The sequence below is a fragment of the Spirosoma lituiforme genome (assembly GCF_054776635.1).
The window spans coordinates 96,260-117,864 of record NZ_BAAHBO010000011.1; the positions used below are offsets into that span (position 1 = coordinate 96,260).

Genomic DNA, 21,605 nt, shown 5'->3' on the forward strand with positions numbered 1-21,605 from the left:
GAGCGGCACGGCCACGCCGGGTTCGGTGGTTGCCATCACGGGACCGGGTAATGCGACGCTGTGTTCGACTACTGCCACGGCGGGGGGCAGTTTCTCCTGCGTGGTGAGTGTAACCACCGGTCCGGTGACCTTGACGGTAACAGCCACTAATCCAGGGGGCACGGCCACGACCACGACCAGCTTCACAGCTGCAGGCTCTGTTCAGTTATCGGTACGTGTACTGCTCCAGGGAGCATTGATCAACAGTGCAACAGCAGGCCGCATGCGGGATGATCTGAGGAGCAAAAATTTGATTCCGACGAAGGAACCTTATACGTCACAAGGCTTTGCTCAAGTAGGTGGTGGTGGTGAAACCATTAGCAATCCGTCAACTGTGCTATCCGTAACGGGCACTAATGCTATTGTTGATTGGATTTTTGTGGAGCTTCGGAGTGCATCAAATCCGGCTATGGTGTTGGCGACTCATTCGGCACTACTTCAGGCTGACGGTGATATTGTGGGTATGGATGGCGTTTCTCCGCTCAACTTTACCAGCAATGCCCTAAATAATGTAGCGGCTTGCTATGTAGCGATTCGGCACCGAAACCACCTGGGTGTGATGACGGCGAACCCGATCTCAACCTCTGCCCTGTCTACGGTTGACTTTACGAACGCCACGGCAACCTATCAGTTCCCGGTGGGAAACGTACAGCGCACGACCGCACCCCAGGTCCGGGAGAACGGGTTTTTCGCTCTCTGGGCTGGCAATACGTCAGGAGATAATCAGATAATAATGCAAGGTCCTGGAAATGATGCTGATCCGATCTTCTTTGACGTACTATCCGATGTGGGCAATACGGCTGGCTTTACCAACTTCATTCGAAGTAATGTCTACTCAAACAACGATATAGACATGGATGGTCGGGTCATCTTTCAAGGGCCGAACAATGAAGTTGATTACATCTTCTTTGAAATCCTGACTCACCCTGATAATGCCAACCAATATATCAATTTCATAATCAAGCAGCAACTCCCCTGATGCATAGGCTCCCTCGTCCAATCCGGGGGGAGGGAGCCTTATTACTCTTCCACAATTAATCACACACGAATGTACACGAAACTTTTACGAACCTGGCTAGCATTAGCCTTTCTGGTCATACTGGGCCGGATCAATGTTCAGGCGGCCACGCCTGTAGTCAGCTACAAGCTGACGCGAGATGTCAGTGGAACTTATAGGGTCTTTATGAGTTCCGCCACATCATATACCGGCACCTCCGCCCGCATTGGGTCAGCTCAGGTAACCGTACGGATTCCGACCGGTTCGCTACCAAGCCTGGTTCAGGGAGCCAGTTCCCCTGCCGTAACCGGTTATCAGGGAATGGGCTGGACGGCATCGACACGGGTAAATTCGCCAACCGAAAACCCAGCTTTCGATTATCTTTCATTTAATTTTAATCAAAGCGCGACGCCAACCTTATTTGCCATTCCAGCCAATCAGGATATATTACTTTTCTCCTTTTCGGATAATGGTACCTGTCCTGGTTCATTGGCGTTATGGTCGACAACGGATGCATTTCAGGGAGTATCGACCAGTACCAATCCTGGAAATGCTATAACAATACTCGGTGCTGGAGCTGGTAATGCATATTTGGCAAATGCCGGTACTGCAACCAGTTGCGGAGCCCCAGATTTAGTCATATCGACGGGACCGGTACCTCCATTAACGGTGGGTCAAGTGGTTAGTTTACCCGTCAGTGTTAGTAATGTAGGTACAGCCACGGCCAATGGCCCTGTAGCCGTGATGACCAGCTTGCCAACGGGGATCACAGCACCCGCTAGCTTTTCGACCAATGGTTGGGGCTGTACAACGACCGGACAGACCGTCAATTGTACCCTTCCAGTATCCATCAATGCAGGGACAACGACTAGCTTAATGGTACCCATCACGCCACTCGCGACGGCGACTGGCACTACACCTACCTTTGTAGCGTCGGTTAGTTCGCCAACTCCTGATAGCAATACATCAAATAACACCTCAAGCCCGGCTACACCCTCAAGCGCGGTTAGCCCAGCGGGGGCCTGCGTAGCGGGTACGGATTGCGGGACAGGCGTTCGTTACGGATTGAAATTAGGCGCCGATGGTGTTACCTACACCGTATATATGAAATCTGCCAATACGTATACGGGTAATGCCGCCCGCGTCGTTACGGCTCAGATCACACTGAATATACCAACTGGAACCCAGTTTACGAACCTCATAAACCTACAGACGGGTATGAACTGGGTCTTGAATGCCCGCGTTAATGCCCCGTCAGAAGCCCCCTCAAAAGACTATGCTTCCTTTGGTTATAGTCAAAGTGCCAGCCAGAGTTTATTCACGATTACGGCGGAGCAGGAAATTCCTCTTTTCAGCTTTCAGTTAGCAAGTTGCCTGGGTGAATTAGCACTGTGGAGCCTGGCTGATCCGTTCCAGGGAGCTTCGACAACGACGAATCCAGGTAATCAGATGACTGTTGCAGGAAACGGGTTAGCCAATGCCTGGTCCTGTAATTACACTTGCCCGGTGAGCTGTCCAAAACCCCAATTGACGCTGCTCAAACAGGCTCCCTCCGGAATCATTCAGAATACACCGTTCGATTATACATTCACGGTGTCGAACACTGGGAATGGAGCAACAACGGGTGCTATTACGGTGAGTGATGTGTTGCCAGCCGGTATGACCTTTATATCCGGTGGTGGAAACGGATGGACCTGTTCAGCGAGCGGTCAGAACGTAACTTGCTCCGGATCAATCCCGATTGCTGTCGGCAGCAGCACAATGTTTAGCATACGCGTTAATCCCACCACCGCTGGCACACAGCCCAACAGTGCTACAGTAACCGGTGGTGGCTCGGCAACGACTGTTACGTCAATACCTTGCCCGACCTGTACGACGGGTCCAACGACGGTGACAGTAGCCGTTCAACTCTCCGATTTGGCTATTACTATTCAACAGCCAAGTATACTGGCCGCTGGTCAGACAAATCCGCTGCTTATTAACGTGACCAACTTACTGGCAGGCGTTGCTGTTGGTCCACAAACTGTCTCACTGACCCTTCCGGCTGGCGTAAGTGCGCCGTCAACGTTCACCGCTGCCGGTGGGTGGGGATGTTCTACGACGGGGCAATTAGTGACATGCTCTGTTCCTAACAGCCTATCATCAGGAAATGCCCTATCCCTGGCGGTTCCAATCACTCCCTCAAGTTCTGTTATCGGTCAGCAGCTGCCTTTCAGCGCAACCGTTACTGTAGCCAGCAGCGAAACCAATGTTGCCAATAACGTGGCCACGATCCAGACGACCAGTGTTGTATTGGGTGCTGATCTGGCCGTAGCGTTTGGCCAGTTCCCCCTGTTGCAACCAGGACAGAGCGCTCAACTTCCGCTGACGATCAATAACGTTGGACAAATTTCTGTAACAGGTTCCCTGACGCTTACTGTAGCCTTACCTGCTGGCATAGTACTGAATACATCCAGTCTTCCTAGTGGCTGGTCACTCGTAAACAGTGTTACAGGAACAGGAGGTGCTACCACTGTGACGCTGCTTTACACGAATACAAACGGGATAAATCCGGCTGGTAATGTACTATTGAATCTACCAGTCAACATTGCACCAACGGCTTCAGGTACTGCTACCTTCCAGGCTGTCCTTACGCAGGTCGTGTCGGAGAGCAACGTAACTAATAACAGCACTACGGCAACGGCTTCATTGGGTATGCCTGATTTACAGTTGACCCTAAACGGTCCGAGCCCCGCGTTTGAAGTCACCAAACCATCCATTTTAAGCCTGAACGTCACCAATGTCGGAACGGCCATCGCTCAGGGACCAATTACAACCCAACTTGTGTTGCCAGCAGGCTACACGGCGAACCAATTGAGTTTGACTCCGGGTTGGTCTCTTCAATCAAGTACGCTCAACTCGAATGGCACGACAACGCTGGTACTGACCAACTCAGCATCCAGCTTAAACTCGACGCAGAGCCTATCGCTGACAATTGCCGTAACCCCCAGTGCCGCGAACGCGAACCTGACGAGTACTATTTCGGCTAGTGTAGTAGCTGCTACCGGTGAAACAAATGCGACTAATAATGTCGGCAGCTTAACTGTAACGCCGGTGGCCCCCAGAATTGTTACGACACTTACGCTACCAGCTCAGTTTACTGCCACCCAGCCAGGTAGTGCATCGATCGTGTTTGCCAATACGGGTACGGCTCCTTATACCGGCCCATTAACGACACAGGTAACGCTCCCTGCTAGTGTAACACTTGGTACATTACCGTCGGGCTGGTCTTTGACCGGTCAACAGACAAATGGAAACGGAACCATTACGTACACGCTGTTTACCCCTACGGCTACCTTGCCGATCGGTGGCAACACGGCATTGGTCATTCCCATTTTGCCTGGTAGTTCGTTCGTTGGTCAGAATCTACCCGTGATTGTCACTGCCCCTGTTTTACCCACAGATCCGTCTAGTGTGACCACAGTTACGGCATCAAGTCCTGTTATTGCGCCTGCCGCTCCGAATGTCACCGTGACCATTGGCGCTCCGGTTCCCCCACTATCGGTTGGACAAACGTCTGTTATTCCTATTACATTCACCAATATCGGCAATGCAATAGCAAACGGTCCTATCAGCACAACGATTAGCATCCCGGCTGGTATTTCGGTTCTTCAGGGGCAATTGCCCGCCGGTTGGAATATAAGCAACAGTGTAGCAGGACCAAATGGCAGTACGATTTACACATTGGTCAACCCAACGGCGTCAATAGTAGCCAATGGTGGTCAACTAAGCTTAAGCTTACCCGTTACGACGAGTCAGCCAGCTGTGGTAACAACGCCTGTTATTACTGTTGTCATTCAGCCAACGGGCCAGCCGACACCCGGTACAGGAACCTACACGGCACCCGCTATCACGGCTCCTAACATACTGTTGACAGTGGGTCAGCCGACACCAGCGTTGGTAGCTGGTCAAACGTCAATTATCCCGGTGACGATCCAGAATATCGGGAACGGAACGGCGATAGGTCCTCTGACCGCTCAAGTGGTTTTGCCCACTGGCGTTTCATTAAATCAGGCACAGTTGAGTCTGCCCAGTGGGTGGGTTCTAACCGGTAGTTCCGCCGGGCCAAACGGTACCACGGTCGTGGTATTAACCTCGCAGAACACGGGTGGTCTTGCCGCAGGTAGTACGGTTCAGCTCGCTATACCGATCACGCCGAATGGTAGCTCCGTTGGAACGCAGCCTACCTTCACGGTAACCGTGTTACCGGTTCAGGGGCAGTCTAACTCGACAACTCAGACGATCGTTACGTCCGTCGCCGTTCAAACGGCCCCGGTTGCTGACCTGGTCATCAGAGGTAGCCAGCCACAGCCAGCGTTGATGGTAGGGCAGACATCTAATCTGCCGATTATCATTCAGAACATTGGTAATGCTGTTGCTGCTGGCCCGATATCCTTCCAGGTTGCCTTCCCCGCTGGTTTGACGCTGAATGCGGCTCAATTACCCGCCGGGTGGGCTGTCCAGTCGCAGGTAAATCAGCCGAACGGCTCGGTAATTATCACGTTTGTTAATACTAGCTTAAGTTTGGCTCAAGGTCAAAGTGCAACCGTCAACGTGCCTGTCACACCGGGCGCATCACTGGCCAATTCCTTGATCACTATGGGCCTGTATGTCAATCCTGCCACGGGTGAAACGAACGTGAGCAACAACAGCGGCTCATTAATAATGACTACGCCCGTTCAACCCGCACCGATCCCTGATTTGGCAGTTACAATTCCGAGCCAGTCATTCGGTTTAGCTGTGGGACAGACCTCGAATGTGACATTCAATGTCGCTAACGTAGGAACCGCTGCTACGACGGGAACCCTGTCGCTTCAATTTACAATGCCGACAGGCTTTACCACGAGTATGGCCAACTTTACGACCAATACATGGGGATGTACGACGAGCTCGAACGTAGTAAATTGTACGAATACGACTGGATTAGGCATTGGGGCTTCTTCCTCCCTGTCGATACCAGTACTGCCGACAAATCAGGCGGGTGGATTGATCAACCCATCGTTCCAGATTAATGTACAGCAGACCACTGGTGAGACCGTACTATCCAATAACGTTGGTACCCTTAATTATTCCGGTACGGTTACCGGAGCTGATTTGGCAGTGTCTTTCCCTGTACAAAGCTTTACGTTGATAGCTGGTCAGCCCGCGAGCGTTTCAATTGCTGTTACCAACAACGGACCACAAGCAAGTGCCGCAGGCCCCCTCTCGCTTACGTTTGCTATGCCCGTTAATTTCACGACGAGTACGTCGACGTTCACAACTAATGGATGGACCTGTAATACAACAGGAACGATTGTCGGCTGCGTTACTTCGTCCAGTCTAGCTGTGGGTAGTGTGACAGGGTTAGTTATACCCATCGTACCCCAGATCGGTGCCGTTGGGTATACGAATCTGAGCTTTGGTGCCAGCGTGGCTCCCGTAGCTGGAGAAACAGTCCTGTCCAATAATGTGGCTTATTTGACCTATGCAGGCGTTGTACAGCCCGGTGGTGTCAGTTTGGCCGTGAAAGCGTTGCTACAGGGTGCCTATGAGGGTGCAACCGGGCTGATGCAGGATAAATTACGTCAGAAGGGCCTAATCCCATTGACCCAACCCTATGGTGGTCCATTTGGAGGTAATTCGACGTATACCTTCATCAATAGTGGTAATGAAACGACCACCCCAGCCATACTAAGCGTAACAGGCGTCAATGCCATTGTTGACTGGGTGATGGTCGAGTTGCATAGTGCGAGCAACCCAGCTACAATTGTAGCGACCAAGCCAGCGCTGATTCAGCGAGACGGTGATGTCGTCAGTGCAGCAGATGGCGTTTCGCCCCTCACGTTTTCTTATTTGACGTCGGGATCATACTTCGTTGTCGTTCGTCACCGGAATCACCTCGGGGTAATGTCAGCCCAGGCGCAGGTGCTCACGCCGACGACAACCACCGTTGATTTGACCAATCCAGCAAACCTGTACAAGCTACCAGGTGCTGGAAACCAGCCCGCTTATACTAGCAACACAACCGCTATGCTCTGGGCAGGTAACACGAACGGAGATAATCAGGTAATCTTCCAAGGCCCCAGTACCGATATTGATCCTGTCTTCTACCGGGTATTGAGCGATGGGGGGAATACAGGGTACGTGGCCAACTTCATAACTACTGGGTACGATGTAACCGACGTTAACATGGACGGGGTCTCTATTTTCCAGGGCCCTGCCAATGAAGTGGATGTTATCTTCTTCAATGTGATCGGGCATCCTGATAACACAGGAACATTGGCCAATTTCATTGTTCGGCAGCATTTGCCTTAATCCTTAGGCCGGTCGAACTGAACGGTTCGACCGGCTTACTTTACTACTTATCTTAAAACTCGTTCTTACCATGAATACATCGCTAAAAACGTTTTGCTTAGCGCTCATCGTGAGCGGATTGAGCCTATCAGCTCAGGCACAGGTAAAATTCAAATTAACCCGTTCAGACGCCGGTACGTATACGGTCAGCCTAGTTCCCGATAAGGCGCTGGCTGACCGGCAGGCAATCACAGGTACCATGCAGGTGACTATGAAGGTTAAGGCCACCGAGGGCTTTGTCCTGGGTTCTATCAAGTCCTTGCAACCGGAGGTCGACTGGGATAAGGGGACAGTGATCAAGAGTCCTGATGGGGCTTCTGATTACGATTATGTATCCGTTGCTCTTCAATCAATGGCCACACGCCAATTTTCCTACGCGACTGGTAAGGAAGTACCTCTGTTCACATTCCAGAATGTAGGAGAGGAAGCGGCCAGCGTTCAATTAATCGATAATAACAAAGATCCTCTTGTTCTCACAAAAGGAAATAAGTTCAATGTTCAGAATCACATCAGTGTGCTTGGATTTGGACGGACCAATGCCTACACAGGCAATTTGGCGGATGATACACCAGGCAATAAGAAAGTGGGGTTAAAACAGGTCTATCCGAATCCTGCCAAAGATCGAGTTACCGTGACCTGGGTCAACTACCTGAATGGCTTTGAAGGCCAAATTGCTCTATTGGTAGCGGACGCTGGCACGGGTAAGATAGTAAGCCAAGAAACGTCCTACATGCGGAGCGGTTCCAATTCGAAAGAGCTAAGTGTCGAACAACTACCTGTGGGCCAGTATATTATTTACTTAGAGCGGGGAGGAATTAGGTTGGGGCCAGGCCAGAAGATGCTGATAGCTCGATAAGTAATAATATATCTGCAAGAGCTACAGTGTGCATTCTGGAAATTTCGGAGAACTGACCATCTTAATTTTTTTCCAACAGTAATTCAATTGTGCGTTTAGTCAGAACGGCTAGTGGTCAATTGGCTTCGAAATCCACGGGTCAACACCTCCGAAATCTTCATGCATTCTAGATAAATACAGGACAATATGAAAAAAGTAGTTAGACTACTGTGGACACTGCTGCTCATTAGTATGAGCAGCAGCTTTACACTCGCTCAGGTTAAGTACCGTGTTGGACTGGACACGGATAAATCGACGTACCGGGTTTACATGACATCAACAAGCTCATATACGGGCAATGCAGGACGAATTAGTACCGCTCAGGTTACATTAAGGGTCCCGCATGGTGTAGGCAACGCACAATTTACGGTAACAGGTCTACAAGGCAGAGCGGTTGGAAGTCAATCCATGGTCTGGAGTCAGAATGCACGCGTAGATGCGCCAACGGAAAATCCGGCCATCGACTATCTGTCGTTTGGGTTTAGCGGAAGCGCCAGCCCGGTTTTATTCGATATAGCGGCCAATCAGGAAATCGAATTATTCTCTTTTAAAAATACAGGTAGCTGCCTGGGAGCGGTTACGCTGTTTGACAACGAATCAGATCCGTTTCAAACGCCCAATTCTAAGAATACTAACCCGGGTAATCAGATAACTATCCTGGGCCATGGCCCAGGCAATGCATACGTAGGTAATTACGGTACAGGAGCTGCCTGCAGTACAACCGTTGCAGATTTGACAGCTTCTATAACAGGGCCTTCAACCCTAACGGCGGGGAATTCGGGAACCTATGCAATCCAGGTGACTAATTCAGGCTTGGGAAGCACAGCAGGCATCGTCGCTGTAACAGCGGCACTACCGGATGGGCTATCGTATACAGGTTCGTCGGGGGCGGGCTGGAGTTGTAGTGTAGGAACACCATCGGGAGGTACGACGCCAATTAGCTGTACCAGTAGTGCCGCCTTGTCAGTTAGTGCCAGTAGTAGTTTTAATGTGTCGCTGGCCGCTTCGGCTTCCCTAGTAACAGCCAAAACGTTTACCCTGTCAGGAACTGTTAGTGGCGGCGGTGAGTTGAATACGACTAATAATACGTTTAGCCAGCTTGTTTCTGTTCAACCCGCATCCGTTTCGGGTACAGCTGATTTAAGCATAGGTGTAAGCGGTCCAGCTTCGCTCACACCGGCTGTTCCAAGTGCCTTAACGCTGACGGTCAGTAATGTAGGGACGAGTCCTTATGTAGGGATAACTACAGTACAAACATTATTACCGATTGGGCTGACCTACACCAGCAGTGCTGGAACAGATTGGAGTTGTACGACGGCTACCCAATCGAACGGTCAGTCAGTCACCTGTGCTAACAGCATGTCTATCGCCGTCGGTAGCGCGCTTCCTAGCTTACTGTTATCGATTACAGGTAGCAACACATTGACAACGCCTGTACAGCTTTCAGTGGGTGGCAGCCTTACCGCAGCTTCGGGCGATAATCCTAGTAATAATAGCTATACGCAATTGATCACCGTACTGGGACAAGTAACTTTACCAGTCAGTGCTACTGCCGATCTGTCGACAAGCATCAGTGTATCGAACCAGGCACCGAATCAATACGGTGCTGTTACGGCTCGTATTGTCGTTACTAACAGTGGCCCCAGCACGGCTACAGGAATTGTGTCGAGCGTTACATTGCCTGTTGGTCAGCCAATCACGTCCCTGTCAGCTTCTGAGGGGTCGTTCAACCAAGCAACAGGTTTATGGAAAATTGGCAGCCTGACGGCCGGGCAAAGTGTTACCTTAACGGTCACCCTGTCGGCAGTGATGGAAGGTATCGCCAGCATTGAAAATGAAATAATTGCTTCCGGCCAGTATGATCCAGATTCAACACCTGATAATCATTCGGTTAGCGAGGATGATCTAGCTCGAACCTGTTTTTCTGTTCCGGTTGATCTTTGTTCCGGTGAGTCATTTGTAGCCAGTATTACAGGCACCTTTACGACTATTCAGTGGTACCGAAATGGGCAGCCCATCGCACAGGCGACAACGGCTAGTTTAACCATCAATCAGGAGGGCACTTACACTGTCGTTACTAACGTCAACTGCCCGGCCAGCGGCTGTTGTCCTCTTCTGGTGCGAATGCGTCCAGCAGGCAGTTGCTGTCAGCCTGTCCGTTGCATCCCATTTGTTATCAAGCGAACCCGTTGATACCATGTACGTTCACCCCTGGTTGCGTGATTTTTCGTATTACTTCCGTATGAATACCCTGATTGGGCACATATGCCGAATCGGAGTATTCGTACTGGTGGGGCTATCTGCTAACGCACAGGTGAATTTACGCTTGGTGCTAGATGCCGATGGTCTTACGTATAAAGTCTATATGCGCTCGACAGTTACCTACACGGGGCGGGCAGCTCTCATCAGCACAGCGCAAGTAACGCTCACCGTTCCTCATGGACTGGCTCAAGAGCGATTCGGGGTTACTGATCTAGTCTCTCCGATTCCGAATATGTACTGGCGTCAGGTAGATCGTGTTGATGCCCCGTATGAAAATACAGATCGTGATTATTTGTTTTTCAGTTTTATTAATAATAATTCGCCAACCGTCTTATTTGATATAAACGCTGGGCAGGATATCCTTTTATTTCAATTTAAACGAAAGGGCACTTGTTTAGGGCAGGCCCAACTCCTCAACAATGGACTTGATGAATTTAAAACACCCAATTCAAAAGGGATAAATGTAGGGAACAGTTTATCGCTTTTAGGGGCATCAGGGAATGTATATTCGGGTAATCTAGATGAAGTGCCTACGGTGCAGATTCTCGTTTCGGCCGATTCAGTTTGTGGGAAACAATTGTTGGAATTTCGCGCTGCGCTCTCCCAAACAGTACCCAAGGTTACTTACCAATATCAATGGTTTGCGGACGAACAACCTATTGGTTTGCAATCGACGACACCCACATTCTCCTATTACTTTCCCAACAAATCAACAGGTTATCCGGTCCGAATCCGTGTAAAGTTGATAAATGCTGGAGCAACTGCCTGTGAAAGCCAACTCATTACTGCTACGAAGTTCGTGTTCGTCAAGGCTACTCCCACGGCTAAGATAATGTACACAGGGGAGACCTGCACACCCTTGCCCGTTATCTTGTCAGCTTTACCGGTACCAAATGCGTCGTATCAATGGATACTTAACAATAAACCTTTGGTTAGGAGTCCTCAGTCAGAATTTACGGCTAGGGAAAGTGGTTACTATTCTGTTCACTTGATGATCAATGGGTGCTCCGCTTCATCAGATACAGTCCGTTTAATTGACGTTGGTAAGGCTGAGCGAACGTCTGTCACGATTGGGAATGTTTTTCCTCTGGTTGCTGGGCAATCGATCATTTTGGAACCTCACGTTACTAACGCGACTTCCTTTACTTGGTCACCAGCTGATCAATTGAGTTCGTCCACGGTGCGGAATCCAGTAATTACGCCTAAGAAGACGACCAGCTACACGTTAACCGTTAAAAGTGATCAAGGGTGTATCGCTAGTGATACGGTTACAGTAAAATTAATACCAGCTCTTTTTATACCAACTGCTTTTACACCAAATAAGGATGGCATGAATGATACATGGCTTATACAAAATATTGATTATCATCAGCCATGTAAGATGCAGATTGTTAATCGCTGGGGCAATATAGTTTACGAGCAATCGCAGTACGAAGTCCCCTGGAATGCAGAGGTCAATGGAGTACCTGTTGAGTCAGGACTATACCACTACGTTCTTAGAACTCCCTATGTATCTTATTCAGGTAGTATACAAATCATCCGCTAGGTCAAATTACATCTGGTTGTTACTTATTTACACGTCTATGATCGAGGTGAATCAACTAATATCGTCTTACCTGAACGCTCGTGCAGCAATACTGAGAATATTGGTGGAAAAAAGGCTTAGTCATACCAAATTAGCAGATCAGTTGAAGTTATCTTATGATGTCTTTAGTAGAAAATTAAAAAAGTCGGATTGGCGAGCTGATGAATTGAGCCAACTGGCTATCATTATTGGCGTCACCATAGATTTGGAAAAACACCTTCGACTACTCAATGAGCACTTGCAATCCTTACCGGAGCAAGATTGGAAACGACTCATAAAGGAAACTCACATTGGTAAGTATCGAATACAATCGTTGATGAAAGATCACCGTGGTTGGCGTCACTATGAACTAAGCCAGGTCAGTAATTATTTAAGTAAATATGAACTAACATCTAATTCAGGTTAAATTTGATAAAATTATCATATGATACATATTTATATACATTGCGGCTGTTGGCGAAAGCCATACAAGGGTTTAACTCATTGAGGAGACTGAACTATTTTTTAAGCACCAACATCATTGACTTGATAAAAGGCACTCCTTGTCATTCATCATGTGTGTTCAATTCGTCGGCCACTAGTGTTGTTTCTAAAAATGTTGCGTATAAAGGACCCAAATTGGTACCATTAAACCAAACGCATTCAACGCTACTATTTTGAACGGAATCGATTAGCTTACTAACTGTCATGATTGGACCACCGGATTTGAGTTGAACTAGATCACCAAGTTTGAATTGTGTTTGCATTGAAGTATTCAATTATAGTTGCGACGTAAAGACATTCTGAAACCATGGATTTGTAGGAAAGAATAAGCTTATTTAAGAAATAGTTCAATCTGTTATTAGTTACATACATAAACGAAAGTAACGCCACTTAAGTACATACAGGGGTTGATGAATAAACCGTGTAGTTCATCCGTGCTGTCTATCAATTGATTGTCTTTCAGGATCTGCTCCCCGCACTAGTTAGTCGTCTTCCCATTAAAGGTGCTAGTGATCGTTACTGTATTGTTGCTACAGTTGGAGAAGTGGGAGATCTCGTTCTGACCGAAACTTTTTATTACACATATAATTAGTTAGTAGTTAAGAGTGAAATTCCTTTTTTGTTAAACACTCATAAGTATACAAAATTTTGTTCACGTATTGGTGAAAATATATGTTTTAAGGTATCTATTATTTTAAAAATGGACTTGCAACAAAACACTGGACAAATCTTTAAGCAACTTGTTGGTAATAATCAAAAGGGGAAAGATAGCCTAACGCTGAATGTCTACGTTGGCGATTGTACCATATTTCAATGTATTCGAAGATGGCTTGTTTAGCCATGGCCTGGGTTTGAAAATCCTGTTGATAGATCAGCTCTGACTTGATGTTTTTAAAGAAGCTTTCCGCCACGGCATTATCCCAGCAGTTGCCTTTTCCGCTCATGCTTTGCAAAACCAACGATCGTTTTTTCAACAGCTTGGTAAAGCTATGACAAGCATATTGCACCCCTCGGTCCGAGTGAAAGATCAACTTCCGTTCGATGGGCCGGTTTTTTAGGGCCATCTGCCAAGCAGGAATGGTCGTCTCAGCCGCTCTCATCGACTTACTCAAGGCCCAACCGATCACTTTCCGGTCATACAAATCGATAATGACGGTTAGATAGAGCCAACCTTCACCAGTCCGGATATAGGTCAGATCGGAAACCCATGCCTGGCCCGGTTTTACAGGATTGAACTGACGGTTTAAATGATTCTCGGCCACGGGGTAAGTGTGCTTCGAATCCGTGGTAGTGACTACATATTTCTTATGAACGATGCTTTTCAGGTTGGCCTGTTTCATGAGTCTAGCTACTCGAGGTCTGGACACCTTTATGCCTAAAGCACGAAGGTCTTGAGTAATTTTAGGGCTTCCATATCTTCCTTTACTAGCGGTGAATAAACTACTGATTACCTGAGCAATAGCCTGGTTTTCACTTGCCCGTTTAGTGGGGCGTTGAGCTAGCCAATAATAATATCCGCTGCGACTCACATTTAAAACTCTGCACATCGTCTCAACGGGAAACTCGGTTTGGTGAGCCTTTATAAATCCGAGTACTTCCCGTCGCCCCTGGAGAAGATGCCGACCGCCTTTTTTAGAATATCGCGTTCTAACTCGGCTTGCTTGAGTTCTTTTTTCAGCCGCACTATTTCTTGTTGTTCTTGGCTAAGTTGGGCCTGGCTGACGGTTCCGGTGCCATGAGCTGCCGCTCGTTCTCTACGCCATCGGGTCAATATCTGGGGAGTAATCCCCAATTCTTGGGCCATCTCTTTCAGTGAGCCTTTAGCATCGGCCAACTCGACGGCCATTTTTTTAAACTCTTCGTCGTACTGCCTTCTAGTAGTTTTCATGGTTCACTAAGTTAAATGAGGCTTAACTTAATGTCCAATCAAATGTAGCAGCTCCAAAAATTATTTGCTCTCTAAAACGAACGTTAAGAGCATAAACTTTCTCATCAAATTTCTAAAGTACAGTCGATTAACTCTCTTCGGTGGCGGATATACCTCAAATGTGTCAGCTACCCCAATCCTATTGGAAAAATAGCCCTCTGAAGCAACCTGTCAACAGCCTGCGTCTAATTCAAGTATACCCCCTTTTTGTAAACGCTTCCTGGTTTTCAAGACAAGGGTCAGACTATTTCCATGAGTCAGGATAAGCGTTCACCGGTTCAAGGGTTTTCCTGAACGATTTTGTCCAAAGGTCAATTTGTCCATAAAATTCTGAATATCAGTACTTTGTAAGTTCAATATATAAACTTCACTTTGCTTTTAATGAACGATTTCAGAAATGGCCTGTCCGAAAAAGTGCTGGCCATTTTTTTTAATCTGGTTTTATATTGACCAGCTAATAACGCTTGGTAGCAGATTTATTCGACATGTGCTAGCTAACCCAATGATAGTGATTCAAGCACAAAGTAGTATTGTCTTAATCGAACCTTTATTAAAACAATAGCATCCGCCGTGGAATTATATATGATACCCAATATCCAGCCGATGTAAGCTTCAAGAAGGAATACCTACCTTTGCGGCCCCTTTCGGTCGACGCAAGAGTAGAATTGACAACAAAATATATATCTAAGCGCCTGAAAATCAAGACTTTGGTGATAATTTAATGGCATAATTTTTGTTCATATTACCACATTGAAAATTGCGAATGAAAAGTTTACCCTCTTTTTTTTGAACAGGTTTTTATAAACCTGTGGTGGTTTTATTGATTGAGAAAATAATTATCTTAATATTGTTCAACTTCTTATTCACAATATTGAAATAATTGTTTCCCTAACCAGTGGAAGTGACATTTAATGATCCAGGATTACGACTAATCTGCGAAGATGATGATGTAACCACTGAGACTTATGGCGAATCAATTGCGTACGCTATACATAATCGGATAGCTGATTTTGAGGCTGCAATATCACTGGATGATATCATAATCGGCCAGCTAACACAACTCGATGGTACTATCTTCAGAATCAACTTAAATGACAATTACGCACTTTATTTTTCTGCAGTCAATAAGAAAATAACTCAAAACGCACAAGGGGAAATAAATAAAGAATCTGTCAATCGCATAAAATTAATGAGTATCGAACTGCACATCATTACACAATGAATTCTTTTCAGCCAAATTGGGCATCCAAACCCGGGAATACGATTTTAGATATTCTACGTGAGCGGAAAATATCTACCGAAACATTTGTACAGCAAATGGGGCAAACTGCTGATTGCGTTCATCAACTTATTTATGGAAGTAAACCTATAACCGAAGCAACAGCAAATCAGTTATCAAAAGTCTTAGGTGCATCTGAACAATTTTGGCTTAATAGAGAAAAAATATACAGAGAATCACTCTCTTCAATAGATAAAATTAACGAAAATAAATGGCTGAAAGATATTCCATTTAAAGAGATGGTTGAATTGGGTTGGATAAAGGATACTGATAACAGATTTGAGGCTTGCTTGAAGTTCTTCGATATTGAAAATGTAGATCAATGGAATAAACAATATGGAGCGCGCGTCAGAGAAACGGTATCATTTAGAGCTTCCCCAACATTCAAATCAAAACTTATTCCTATAACTTGTTGGTTGAGACAAGGCGAAAAAATTGCAGAATCCATTAACTGCAAACCTTGGAATAAAATAGCATTAAAAGAAGCAATTGAATCACTTCGTAAGTTAACCAAGGAAAAAAAACCAAAAACATACATCCCTAAGCTAATATCAATTTGTGCTGAGTGTGGCGTAGCAGTGGCAATTGTACGTACTCCCAAAACAACTAGTACATACGGTGCAATAAAGTTTCTCTCAAAGGATAAAGCTCTATTAGTATTAAGTTTTAGATACCGTTCTGATGACCAATTCTGGTTTACATTTTTTCATGAGGTAGGCCATCTTCTACTACATGAAAGTAAAGGTATCCTCGTAGATGGATTAACAAATGATGAGGGAGCAGCTGCTGCGAATTCAACAGTTCAAGATCAGGAAGAGGAGGCTAATGATTTTGCCGGAGAAACACTTATTCCCAAGAGATTTCATGATCGATTGAAAAACTTACCTGGGAATACTCGTAAGATAATAGCTTTTGCAAATGAAGTGGGCGTTTCTCCAGGCATTGTGGTTGGCCAAATGCAGCATTTTGGTTATATAAGCAAAGCTTACTTAAATAACTTTAAGAAAAGATATGATTGGAAGGATATCCCCTTTGAATCAATAATGTAAACTGTATCTGTGGTGTTGACGTAGATAATTCAACACCACAGAAAATTATCCTTTAAAATAAACGTAGGTGGTAGGGTCTTTCTGCCAGTTACATAAAGAATCTTCGAGCACTTGGCAGCCATAATATAATTCTAAGTAAGCGTTCAATTCTCGTAACTTGGCCTCTAGTTCTTTAGCACTAACTTTTGCTTTAGTAGACCCTTCGAATAGTAAACTGGCTCCACGGCGAGGACCAGTCGCTTCATTTAAATAGGCAGAACCCGGGGTTATCTTAGCAAGATCTAATTTACCGATCATTGTTAAATAGTCAAACTTCGCAGTTCTACCGAATCTAATAACGTCACCCATTGACTTATATAGGTGATTAAATAGGATTTCTTCATCATCCCCTACACTATTTATTGCTGCATTAATCATCTGAGTATGCGATCCATAAGGGCTGACCCAGTTAACATAACTGGCTAATATTGAGGCTGTCCCTGTAGCCTTGAGCGCATCTAGAGATTCGTATTTTCTGTGATTACCAAAACGCCCTCCCTTTAAGGCTTCTTGGTTTTGATTAAGCCAAGCCCTGAAAAGATTTGGTTCATTATTGATTGCCTCCCAGTCCCACAATTGCCCACTCCCCAATTGTCCGTAAATATCTTTGACTAATTTCCATTCGTTTACGGCGTGTTTACCAAAATGAACAAATAGAAAAATTAGCCAAAATGCTTCATCGATATTTCCTTGATTTTTATGCCAGATAGCTGCTTTTATTGGATCAAAATGAGAATAGTTAGGATCTGCAATATGCGCCGACTTGTATACATTTTCCTTAATTAAAGAAATATATTTAATGCGCCTTACACTATCAACTATTTGTTTAATCAAACACTCTAAATTTTGAGTAGTATTAATTCCAGGCATATGTATATGATGACTGAAATCGATTAATTTTTCTTTTAATTCGCTTGTTAATTCTTGGTTCTTTTCTCTCATGGTGTCACTGTAACTAATTTATTTTCAAGAATATTAACTCTTTTATTTATATAAATAGCATAGGACTTATCTGTTAGCTGACTACTTACAGTTTTTAATTGATCGATATAGTTCTTTATATCATTAGTATTGATCGATGTTTTACCTTTTGTTGAAAGAGAAAAAGCATACAAAACATATACGAGATCAGCCCAATAAGGATTTAATTGTTCCAATATAGCCGGCTGTATTTCTTTCCCATTGCGTAAATCGTCCTCTATATTTAATAGTTTATCAATTTCCTTCCAAGGGCTACCTTTAGGCATTTTAGACATAGGAAACTTTGTTGAGTGAAATCCTACATTCTGATATTCTTTAGCTCCATTTCTATCCTTCTCATATAAATGTAAGCTACCAACTGCATGATTATACTCCCCAAGTTCAACGTCTAATGATCGAGCTATAATTTCCTGAATCATTGTAAAAGCAAAAATATCATGAGGTAGCCCTACAAACGCATCGTTAGATCGCATTGTAGTAAACATATGTAATCGATTGTCACGAAGAAGAAATTGTAAAGTACAAGTGCATGGTATCTCAGGATGCTTTCCGACTAGGTCTTCTGCATTAAAAAGTTGAATAACTGCTTTTCGAGTAGTGGGATTCTCCTTTAATAGCCTCAAGATATTATCAATTTGGTCAATACCCCTAAGATCAAATAATCGAGGACCGTACCCACCAAAGATGGTTTTTCCATCTTCAGTTTCGTTATTATACTTTTTAATATAGTAGGCTATAAAATCAAGATTATTTCTTTTAGAAAGATACCATAATAATTCACCTAATGCGCTGAAGACAGTGCCTTTTGTTTCATCTCTACTCAATCTTTGCCTAGGATCTTTGAGATTTAGCAAAGCGCCTATAACTTCGCTACTAGGGCCTAGTCCATTAATTGAGTTTACTCCTTTTGAGCGAGATGAATAGATGTTAGGCTCCCTTTCCAAGAGATGGCCAAGAACCGAGTACATTAAATCATCTATCGTTTGTGCGGATATGTACATATGGATTAAATAGTTTTTATTACACTATGTATTAACCATTTTCATTAATTTATGAACGAATGGGATGTCGGCTTCAGCCAAATCATAATCAAGTAGATCATTAATTTTAACCCACTCAACCTGATCATGATCTGTTAAAGTTATTTCTCCTGAAATATAGATCGAATTATAGGCGAGTAACTTGATAGAAACAGTAGAATAATGGTGAATATTGGTATCGAAGTAATTACCAGTTCTGGTTCTGATACCTAATTCTTCGCTTAGTTCTCTTTCTAAGGCATTCTCAGCAGACTCACCCATTTCTACCTTGCCTCCAGGAAATTCCCATTTACCGGCTAGATGCTTTTGCCTACCTCGTCTAGCAAGTAGAACTTGCCCGTCTTTCCAAACAATTCCTGCGACAACGTCAATCATACTTGTATGTATTTACCAAGTAAAATTATTTAGAAAAATACTGTTGATTAAATGCTTACTAATAACCCGAAATAGATAGGAGGAGATGAATAAGGCTATTTGACTAAATAAATTTATCTTGATAGTTTGTTACGAACAGGAAGTTAAATAGTAGACCTCCAGTCTCAGTTTCGGGCACTAAACCCATACATATCAATAATTTTTGCTTTCGGGTAGTTGATATCGGTCTTCAGGCCGGATTTAAAATCCGTTGTAAAGGTTGAACTAGCCAGTTTATCAATGGGCAACTGGTAATGCGTATAAAACACCTTAATTAGAGTCAGAGACTTCTCGTTCATCCGTCTGAAACCGGCGTTCTCCTTTTTAAAAATAGCCCGGAACGTATCACAAAAATACTGATCGAAAGCTGGTACAAGCCCAAAAACGCCCAGTAACAGTTTGGTAATCAAGGTTATGTCGCTTTGCTTGTTTTTTATAAGTGTACTTCTAATGCCTGAATAGATCTCTATAATTTTTTGGATGTTTTCATCATTGTAGGTGTTTACGTCGATTTCCCAAACAGATTTTTCCAAGCTAGCAATATATTCAATGGTTGGTTGAAAATATTTGGCACTCTTACTGAGCAGAAAACTCGATCCTCTAAACATACCCCAACTAGCCAGGTAAAAGCCAAGGATTAAGCAGCTCATCTCGGAGTCATTTGTTAGGTCATAGGGTCTGGTTAACCGAAAATAATTGTAGCAGTAGTCAAACGAGCTAAAACGGTCTTCAGGATTGGATTTATGGATGAACTTTTCGACAGTAGTTACAATGTCGACGTGGGTGATCATCATACATTTGGAATGGATAGGGAAATTGACTAATGCATATTACCCAAAAGTGGTTACTATTTATAAGCTTCACACTCAATGACCACAAAACTAGTCGTTTTATACACCCTTCATTGCTTTCATCTTTCTCAGTACCATGAACAATTTTTATAACTCACGGCTTTCTCGCTCGATTAATGACCGTAGTTGCTCTTTATCAGGTAACTCAGCTAAGTATTGGGATACAAACACCTCATTTGCCATGCCACTGGTGGCATACTCAACTAGGGAATTGTCTTTACTGGCGCAGAGTATTATACCAACGGGTGGATTATCGCCCGCGCTCATTTCATTGGCTTTATAATAGTTTAGATATACGGTCATCTGGCCAGCGTCCGCATGGTCGAATTCCCCGATTTTGAGATCGATTAATACATGGCACTTCAGAATCCGGTGATAGAAAACCAGGTCGATTCGATAGTGACGATTTCCAAAACTGATGCGCTTTTGCCGGGCCTCAAAGCAGAACCCTCGTCCTAATTCCAGTAGGAAGTCCTGTAAATTGTCTATGATAGCTTTTTCGAGATCGTTTTCCGTGTACTCTGGTTTTTCCTGTAAGCCTAGAAACTCCAGCAAGTACGGATTCCGTATTAAATCCTCCAGTCCAGCCGGTTGATTCTCCTGAATGCGTGCAATCACGGCAGCTTTATCGGTTGATAGACTGGTACGTTCAGCTAGTAGCGTTGTTATGGCCCGGTTTAGCTCATGAACCTTCCAATTGTTTTTAAGGGCCTCAACCTCATAAAAACGACGAAGTAATGGATTATCGACTTTTAATAATTCGACAAAGTGCGAATAGGTTAAGCGATCCAGGAGCAAGGCTGGGTCAAGTAGGGGTATATCCAGTTCTATGGCTTCAGCATGGGTGATTTCTATTGGCCGATTGACCCCAAAATCAGGCAGTTTGAATTTGGCAGACGCTGTCTGCCAAATCTGAGGATAGGTCAAATAGAACTGCCGATACTGGCGTAGCGACCGATCTGACACGCCTTTAATGGAATGCTTTTGTAGCTCTGCTGACAGGCGCTTATGTAATTGTTGCCCGTAGGCAGCGCGGTCGGTTCCATGCTGCTCAAACTCTACAATGTAAAAGCCAAATAGGTAATTGCGGAGAGTCAACAATTGATCTGCTTGCCGGACAGCCTGAAGGCTAAGCTGGGAATGGATTGATTCCAACTTGCCAATTAATTCAGAGAATTGCATAAAAAGTAATGTATCTCACATAGAGTTGTAATAAACGAAAAAAGCGGTACAAACCGCTCGTGGATTAGAACTTTGGATAATCGTCCAATCGCATTATTGATACGTGCATTAGTCTGTAATAAAGGCAATTTCCTTTTTGCTGAAGAAGGCCTGCACTAGCTTTGGATTGCTTTCTAGACGTTTGACTTGATTAAGAACCCCTACGGTTAG

The 21,605-nt window shown here is 44.9% G+C and carries 15 protein-coding genes; 8 read left to right on the top strand and 7 right to left on the bottom strand.

What is annotated here, in order from left to right; translation table 11 throughout:
* The 6 genes from ACYU87_RS25700 to ACYU87_RS25725 all read left to right on the top strand — a co-directional run.
* On the top strand, window positions 1-1,018 hold a 1,018-nt coding region (locus ACYU87_RS25700; protein ID WP_461136866.1), incomplete at its 5' end, for an Ig-like domain-containing protein.
* A gap of 69 nt (window positions 1,019-1,087) precedes the next feature.
* Window positions 1,088-7,369: a beta strand repeat-containing protein gene (locus ACYU87_RS25705; RefSeq protein ID WP_461136867.1), complete on the top strand. Its 6,282-nt coding sequence runs from the start codon at window positions 1,088-1,090 to the stop codon at window positions 7,367-7,369.
* Window positions 7,370-7,439: 70 nt separating this feature from the next.
* Entirely contained in the window at window positions 7,440-8,264 is an 825-nt protein-coding gene (locus ACYU87_RS25710; RefSeq protein WP_461136868.1) for a T9SS type A sorting domain-containing protein, read from the top strand.
* Between the two features lie 186 nt (window positions 8,265-8,450).
* Window positions 8,451-10,496: a hypothetical protein gene (locus ACYU87_RS25715; RefSeq protein ID WP_461136869.1), complete on the top strand. Its 2,046-nt coding sequence runs from the start codon at window positions 8,451-8,453 to the stop codon at window positions 10,494-10,496.
* A gap of 49 nt (window positions 10,497-10,545) precedes the next feature.
* Window positions 10,546-12,111 (top strand): gliding motility-associated C-terminal domain-containing protein, encoded by a 1,566-nt coding sequence (locus ACYU87_RS25720; protein WP_461136870.1) that lies wholly within the window; start codon window positions 10,546-10,548, stop codon window positions 12,109-12,111.
* Window positions 12,112-12,148: 37 nt separating this feature from the next.
* A complete protein-coding gene (locus tag ACYU87_RS25725) occupies window positions 12,149-12,556 on the top strand; it encodes a hypothetical protein (RefSeq protein ID WP_461136871.1) in 408 nt (135 codons plus the stop codon).
* 139 nt (window positions 12,557-12,695) lie between these two features.
* Here the strand turns inward: ACYU87_RS25725 and ACYU87_RS25730 are convergent, their stop codons facing one another.
* Both ACYU87_RS25730 and ACYU87_RS25735 read right to left on the bottom strand, forming a co-directional pair.
* Entirely contained in the window at window positions 12,696-12,896 is a 201-nt protein-coding gene (locus tag ACYU87_RS25730; protein ID WP_461136872.1) for a YodC family protein, read from the bottom strand.
* 468 nt (window positions 12,897-13,364) lie between these two features.
* Window positions 13,365-14,521, bottom strand: a protein-coding gene (locus ACYU87_RS25735) for an IS3 family transposase (protein WP_461136873.1) whose coding sequence is annotated in 2 segments (ribosomal slippage) — window positions 13,365-14,257 and window positions 14,257-14,521 — 1,158 coding nt in all. Because the reading frame shifts where the segments join, the coding sequence is not laid out codon by codon here.
* 934 nt (window positions 14,522-15,455) lie between these two features.
* On the opposite strand from ACYU87_RS25735, the gene ACYU87_RS25740 reads away from it, so the two are divergent.
* Together ACYU87_RS25740 and ACYU87_RS25745 are read left to right on the top strand one after the other, a co-directional pair.
* Complete coding sequence (locus ACYU87_RS25740; protein ID WP_461136874.1) at window positions 15,456-15,782, top strand: hypothetical protein; 327 nt, start codon at window positions 15,456-15,458, stop codon at window positions 15,780-15,782.
* Window positions 15,779-16,888, top strand: a complete 1,110-nt coding sequence (locus tag ACYU87_RS25745) for an ImmA/IrrE family metallo-endopeptidase (protein ID WP_461136875.1) — start codon at window positions 15,779-15,781, stop codon at window positions 16,886-16,888. The genes ACYU87_RS25740 and ACYU87_RS25745 overlap by 4 nt, the downstream gene beginning before the upstream one ends.
* A 45-nt stretch (window positions 16,889-16,933) precedes the next feature.
* On the opposite strand, the gene ACYU87_RS25750 is transcribed toward ACYU87_RS25745, so the two are convergent.
* The 5 genes from ACYU87_RS25750 to ACYU87_RS25770 form a co-directional block, all read right to left on the bottom strand.
* On the bottom strand, window positions 16,934-17,869 hold the full coding sequence (locus ACYU87_RS25750; RefSeq protein ID WP_461136876.1) for an alpha-glutamyl/putrescinyl thymine pyrophosphorylase clade 3 protein: 936 nt from the start codon (window positions 17,867-17,869) through the stop codon (window positions 16,934-16,936).
* Window positions 17,866-18,909 (bottom strand): thymidylate synthase, encoded by a 1,044-nt coding sequence (locus ACYU87_RS25755; protein WP_461136877.1) that lies wholly within the window; start codon window positions 18,907-18,909, stop codon window positions 17,866-17,868. Before ACYU87_RS25755 ends, ACYU87_RS25750 begins: the two co-directional genes overlap by 4 nt.
* A 24-nt stretch (window positions 18,910-18,933) precedes the next feature.
* Window positions 18,934-19,323, bottom strand: coding sequence for a (deoxy)nucleoside triphosphate pyrophosphohydrolase (locus ACYU87_RS25760; protein ID WP_461136878.1), 390 nt, complete (start codon window positions 19,321-19,323; stop codon window positions 18,934-18,936).
* A gap of 164 nt (window positions 19,324-19,487) precedes the next feature.
* Entirely contained in the window at window positions 19,488-19,772 is a 285-nt protein-coding gene (locus ACYU87_RS25765) for a hypothetical protein (protein WP_461136879.1), read from the bottom strand.
* Window positions 19,773-20,300: 528 nt separating this feature from the next.
* Window positions 20,301-21,395: a PDDEXK nuclease domain-containing protein gene (locus ACYU87_RS25770; protein ID WP_461136880.1), complete on the bottom strand. Its 1,095-nt coding sequence runs from the start codon at window positions 21,393-21,395 to the stop codon at window positions 20,301-20,303.
* Between the last annotated feature and the right edge of the window lie 210 nt (window positions 21,396-21,605).

Excerpts from the sequence above, each read along its gene's own strand:
- ACYU87_RS25755 (WP_461136877.1), bottom strand. The coding sequence starts at position 18,909 with ATGTACATATCCGCACAAACGATAGATGATTTAATGTACTCGGTTCTT.
- ACYU87_RS25720 (WP_461136870.1), top strand. The coding sequence starts at position 10,546 with ATGAATACCCTGATTGGGCACATATGCCGAATCGGAGTATTCGTACTG.
- ACYU87_RS25770 (WP_461136880.1), bottom strand. The coding sequence starts at position 21,395 with ATGCAATTCTCTGAATTAATTGGCAAGTTGGAATCAATCCATTCCCAG.
- ACYU87_RS25715 (WP_461136869.1), top strand. The coding sequence starts at position 8,451 with ATGAAAAAAGTAGTTAGACTACTGTGGACACTGCTGCTCATTAGTATG.
- ACYU87_RS25730 (WP_461136872.1), bottom strand. The coding sequence starts at position 12,896 with ATGCAAACACAATTCAAACTTGGTGATCTAGTTCAACTCAAATCCGGT.
- ACYU87_RS25750 (WP_461136876.1), bottom strand. The coding sequence starts at position 17,869 with ATGAGAGAAAAGAACCAAGAATTAACAAGCGAATTAAAAGAAAAATTA.
- ACYU87_RS25760 (WP_461136878.1), bottom strand. The coding sequence starts at position 19,323 with ATGATTGACGTTGTCGCAGGAATTGTTTGGAAAGACGGGCAAGTTCTA.
- ACYU87_RS25710 (WP_461136868.1), top strand. The coding sequence starts at position 7,440 with ATGAATACATCGCTAAAAACGTTTTGCTTAGCGCTCATCGTGAGCGGA.
- ACYU87_RS25745 (WP_461136875.1), top strand. The coding sequence starts at position 15,779 with ATGAATTCTTTTCAGCCAAATTGGGCATCCAAACCCGGGAATACGATT.
- ACYU87_RS25725 (WP_461136871.1), top strand. The coding sequence starts at position 12,149 with ATGATCGAGGTGAATCAACTAATATCGTCTTACCTGAACGCTCGTGCA.
- ACYU87_RS25705 (WP_461136867.1), top strand. The coding sequence starts at position 1,088 with ATGTACACGAAACTTTTACGAACCTGGCTAGCATTAGCCTTTCTGGTC.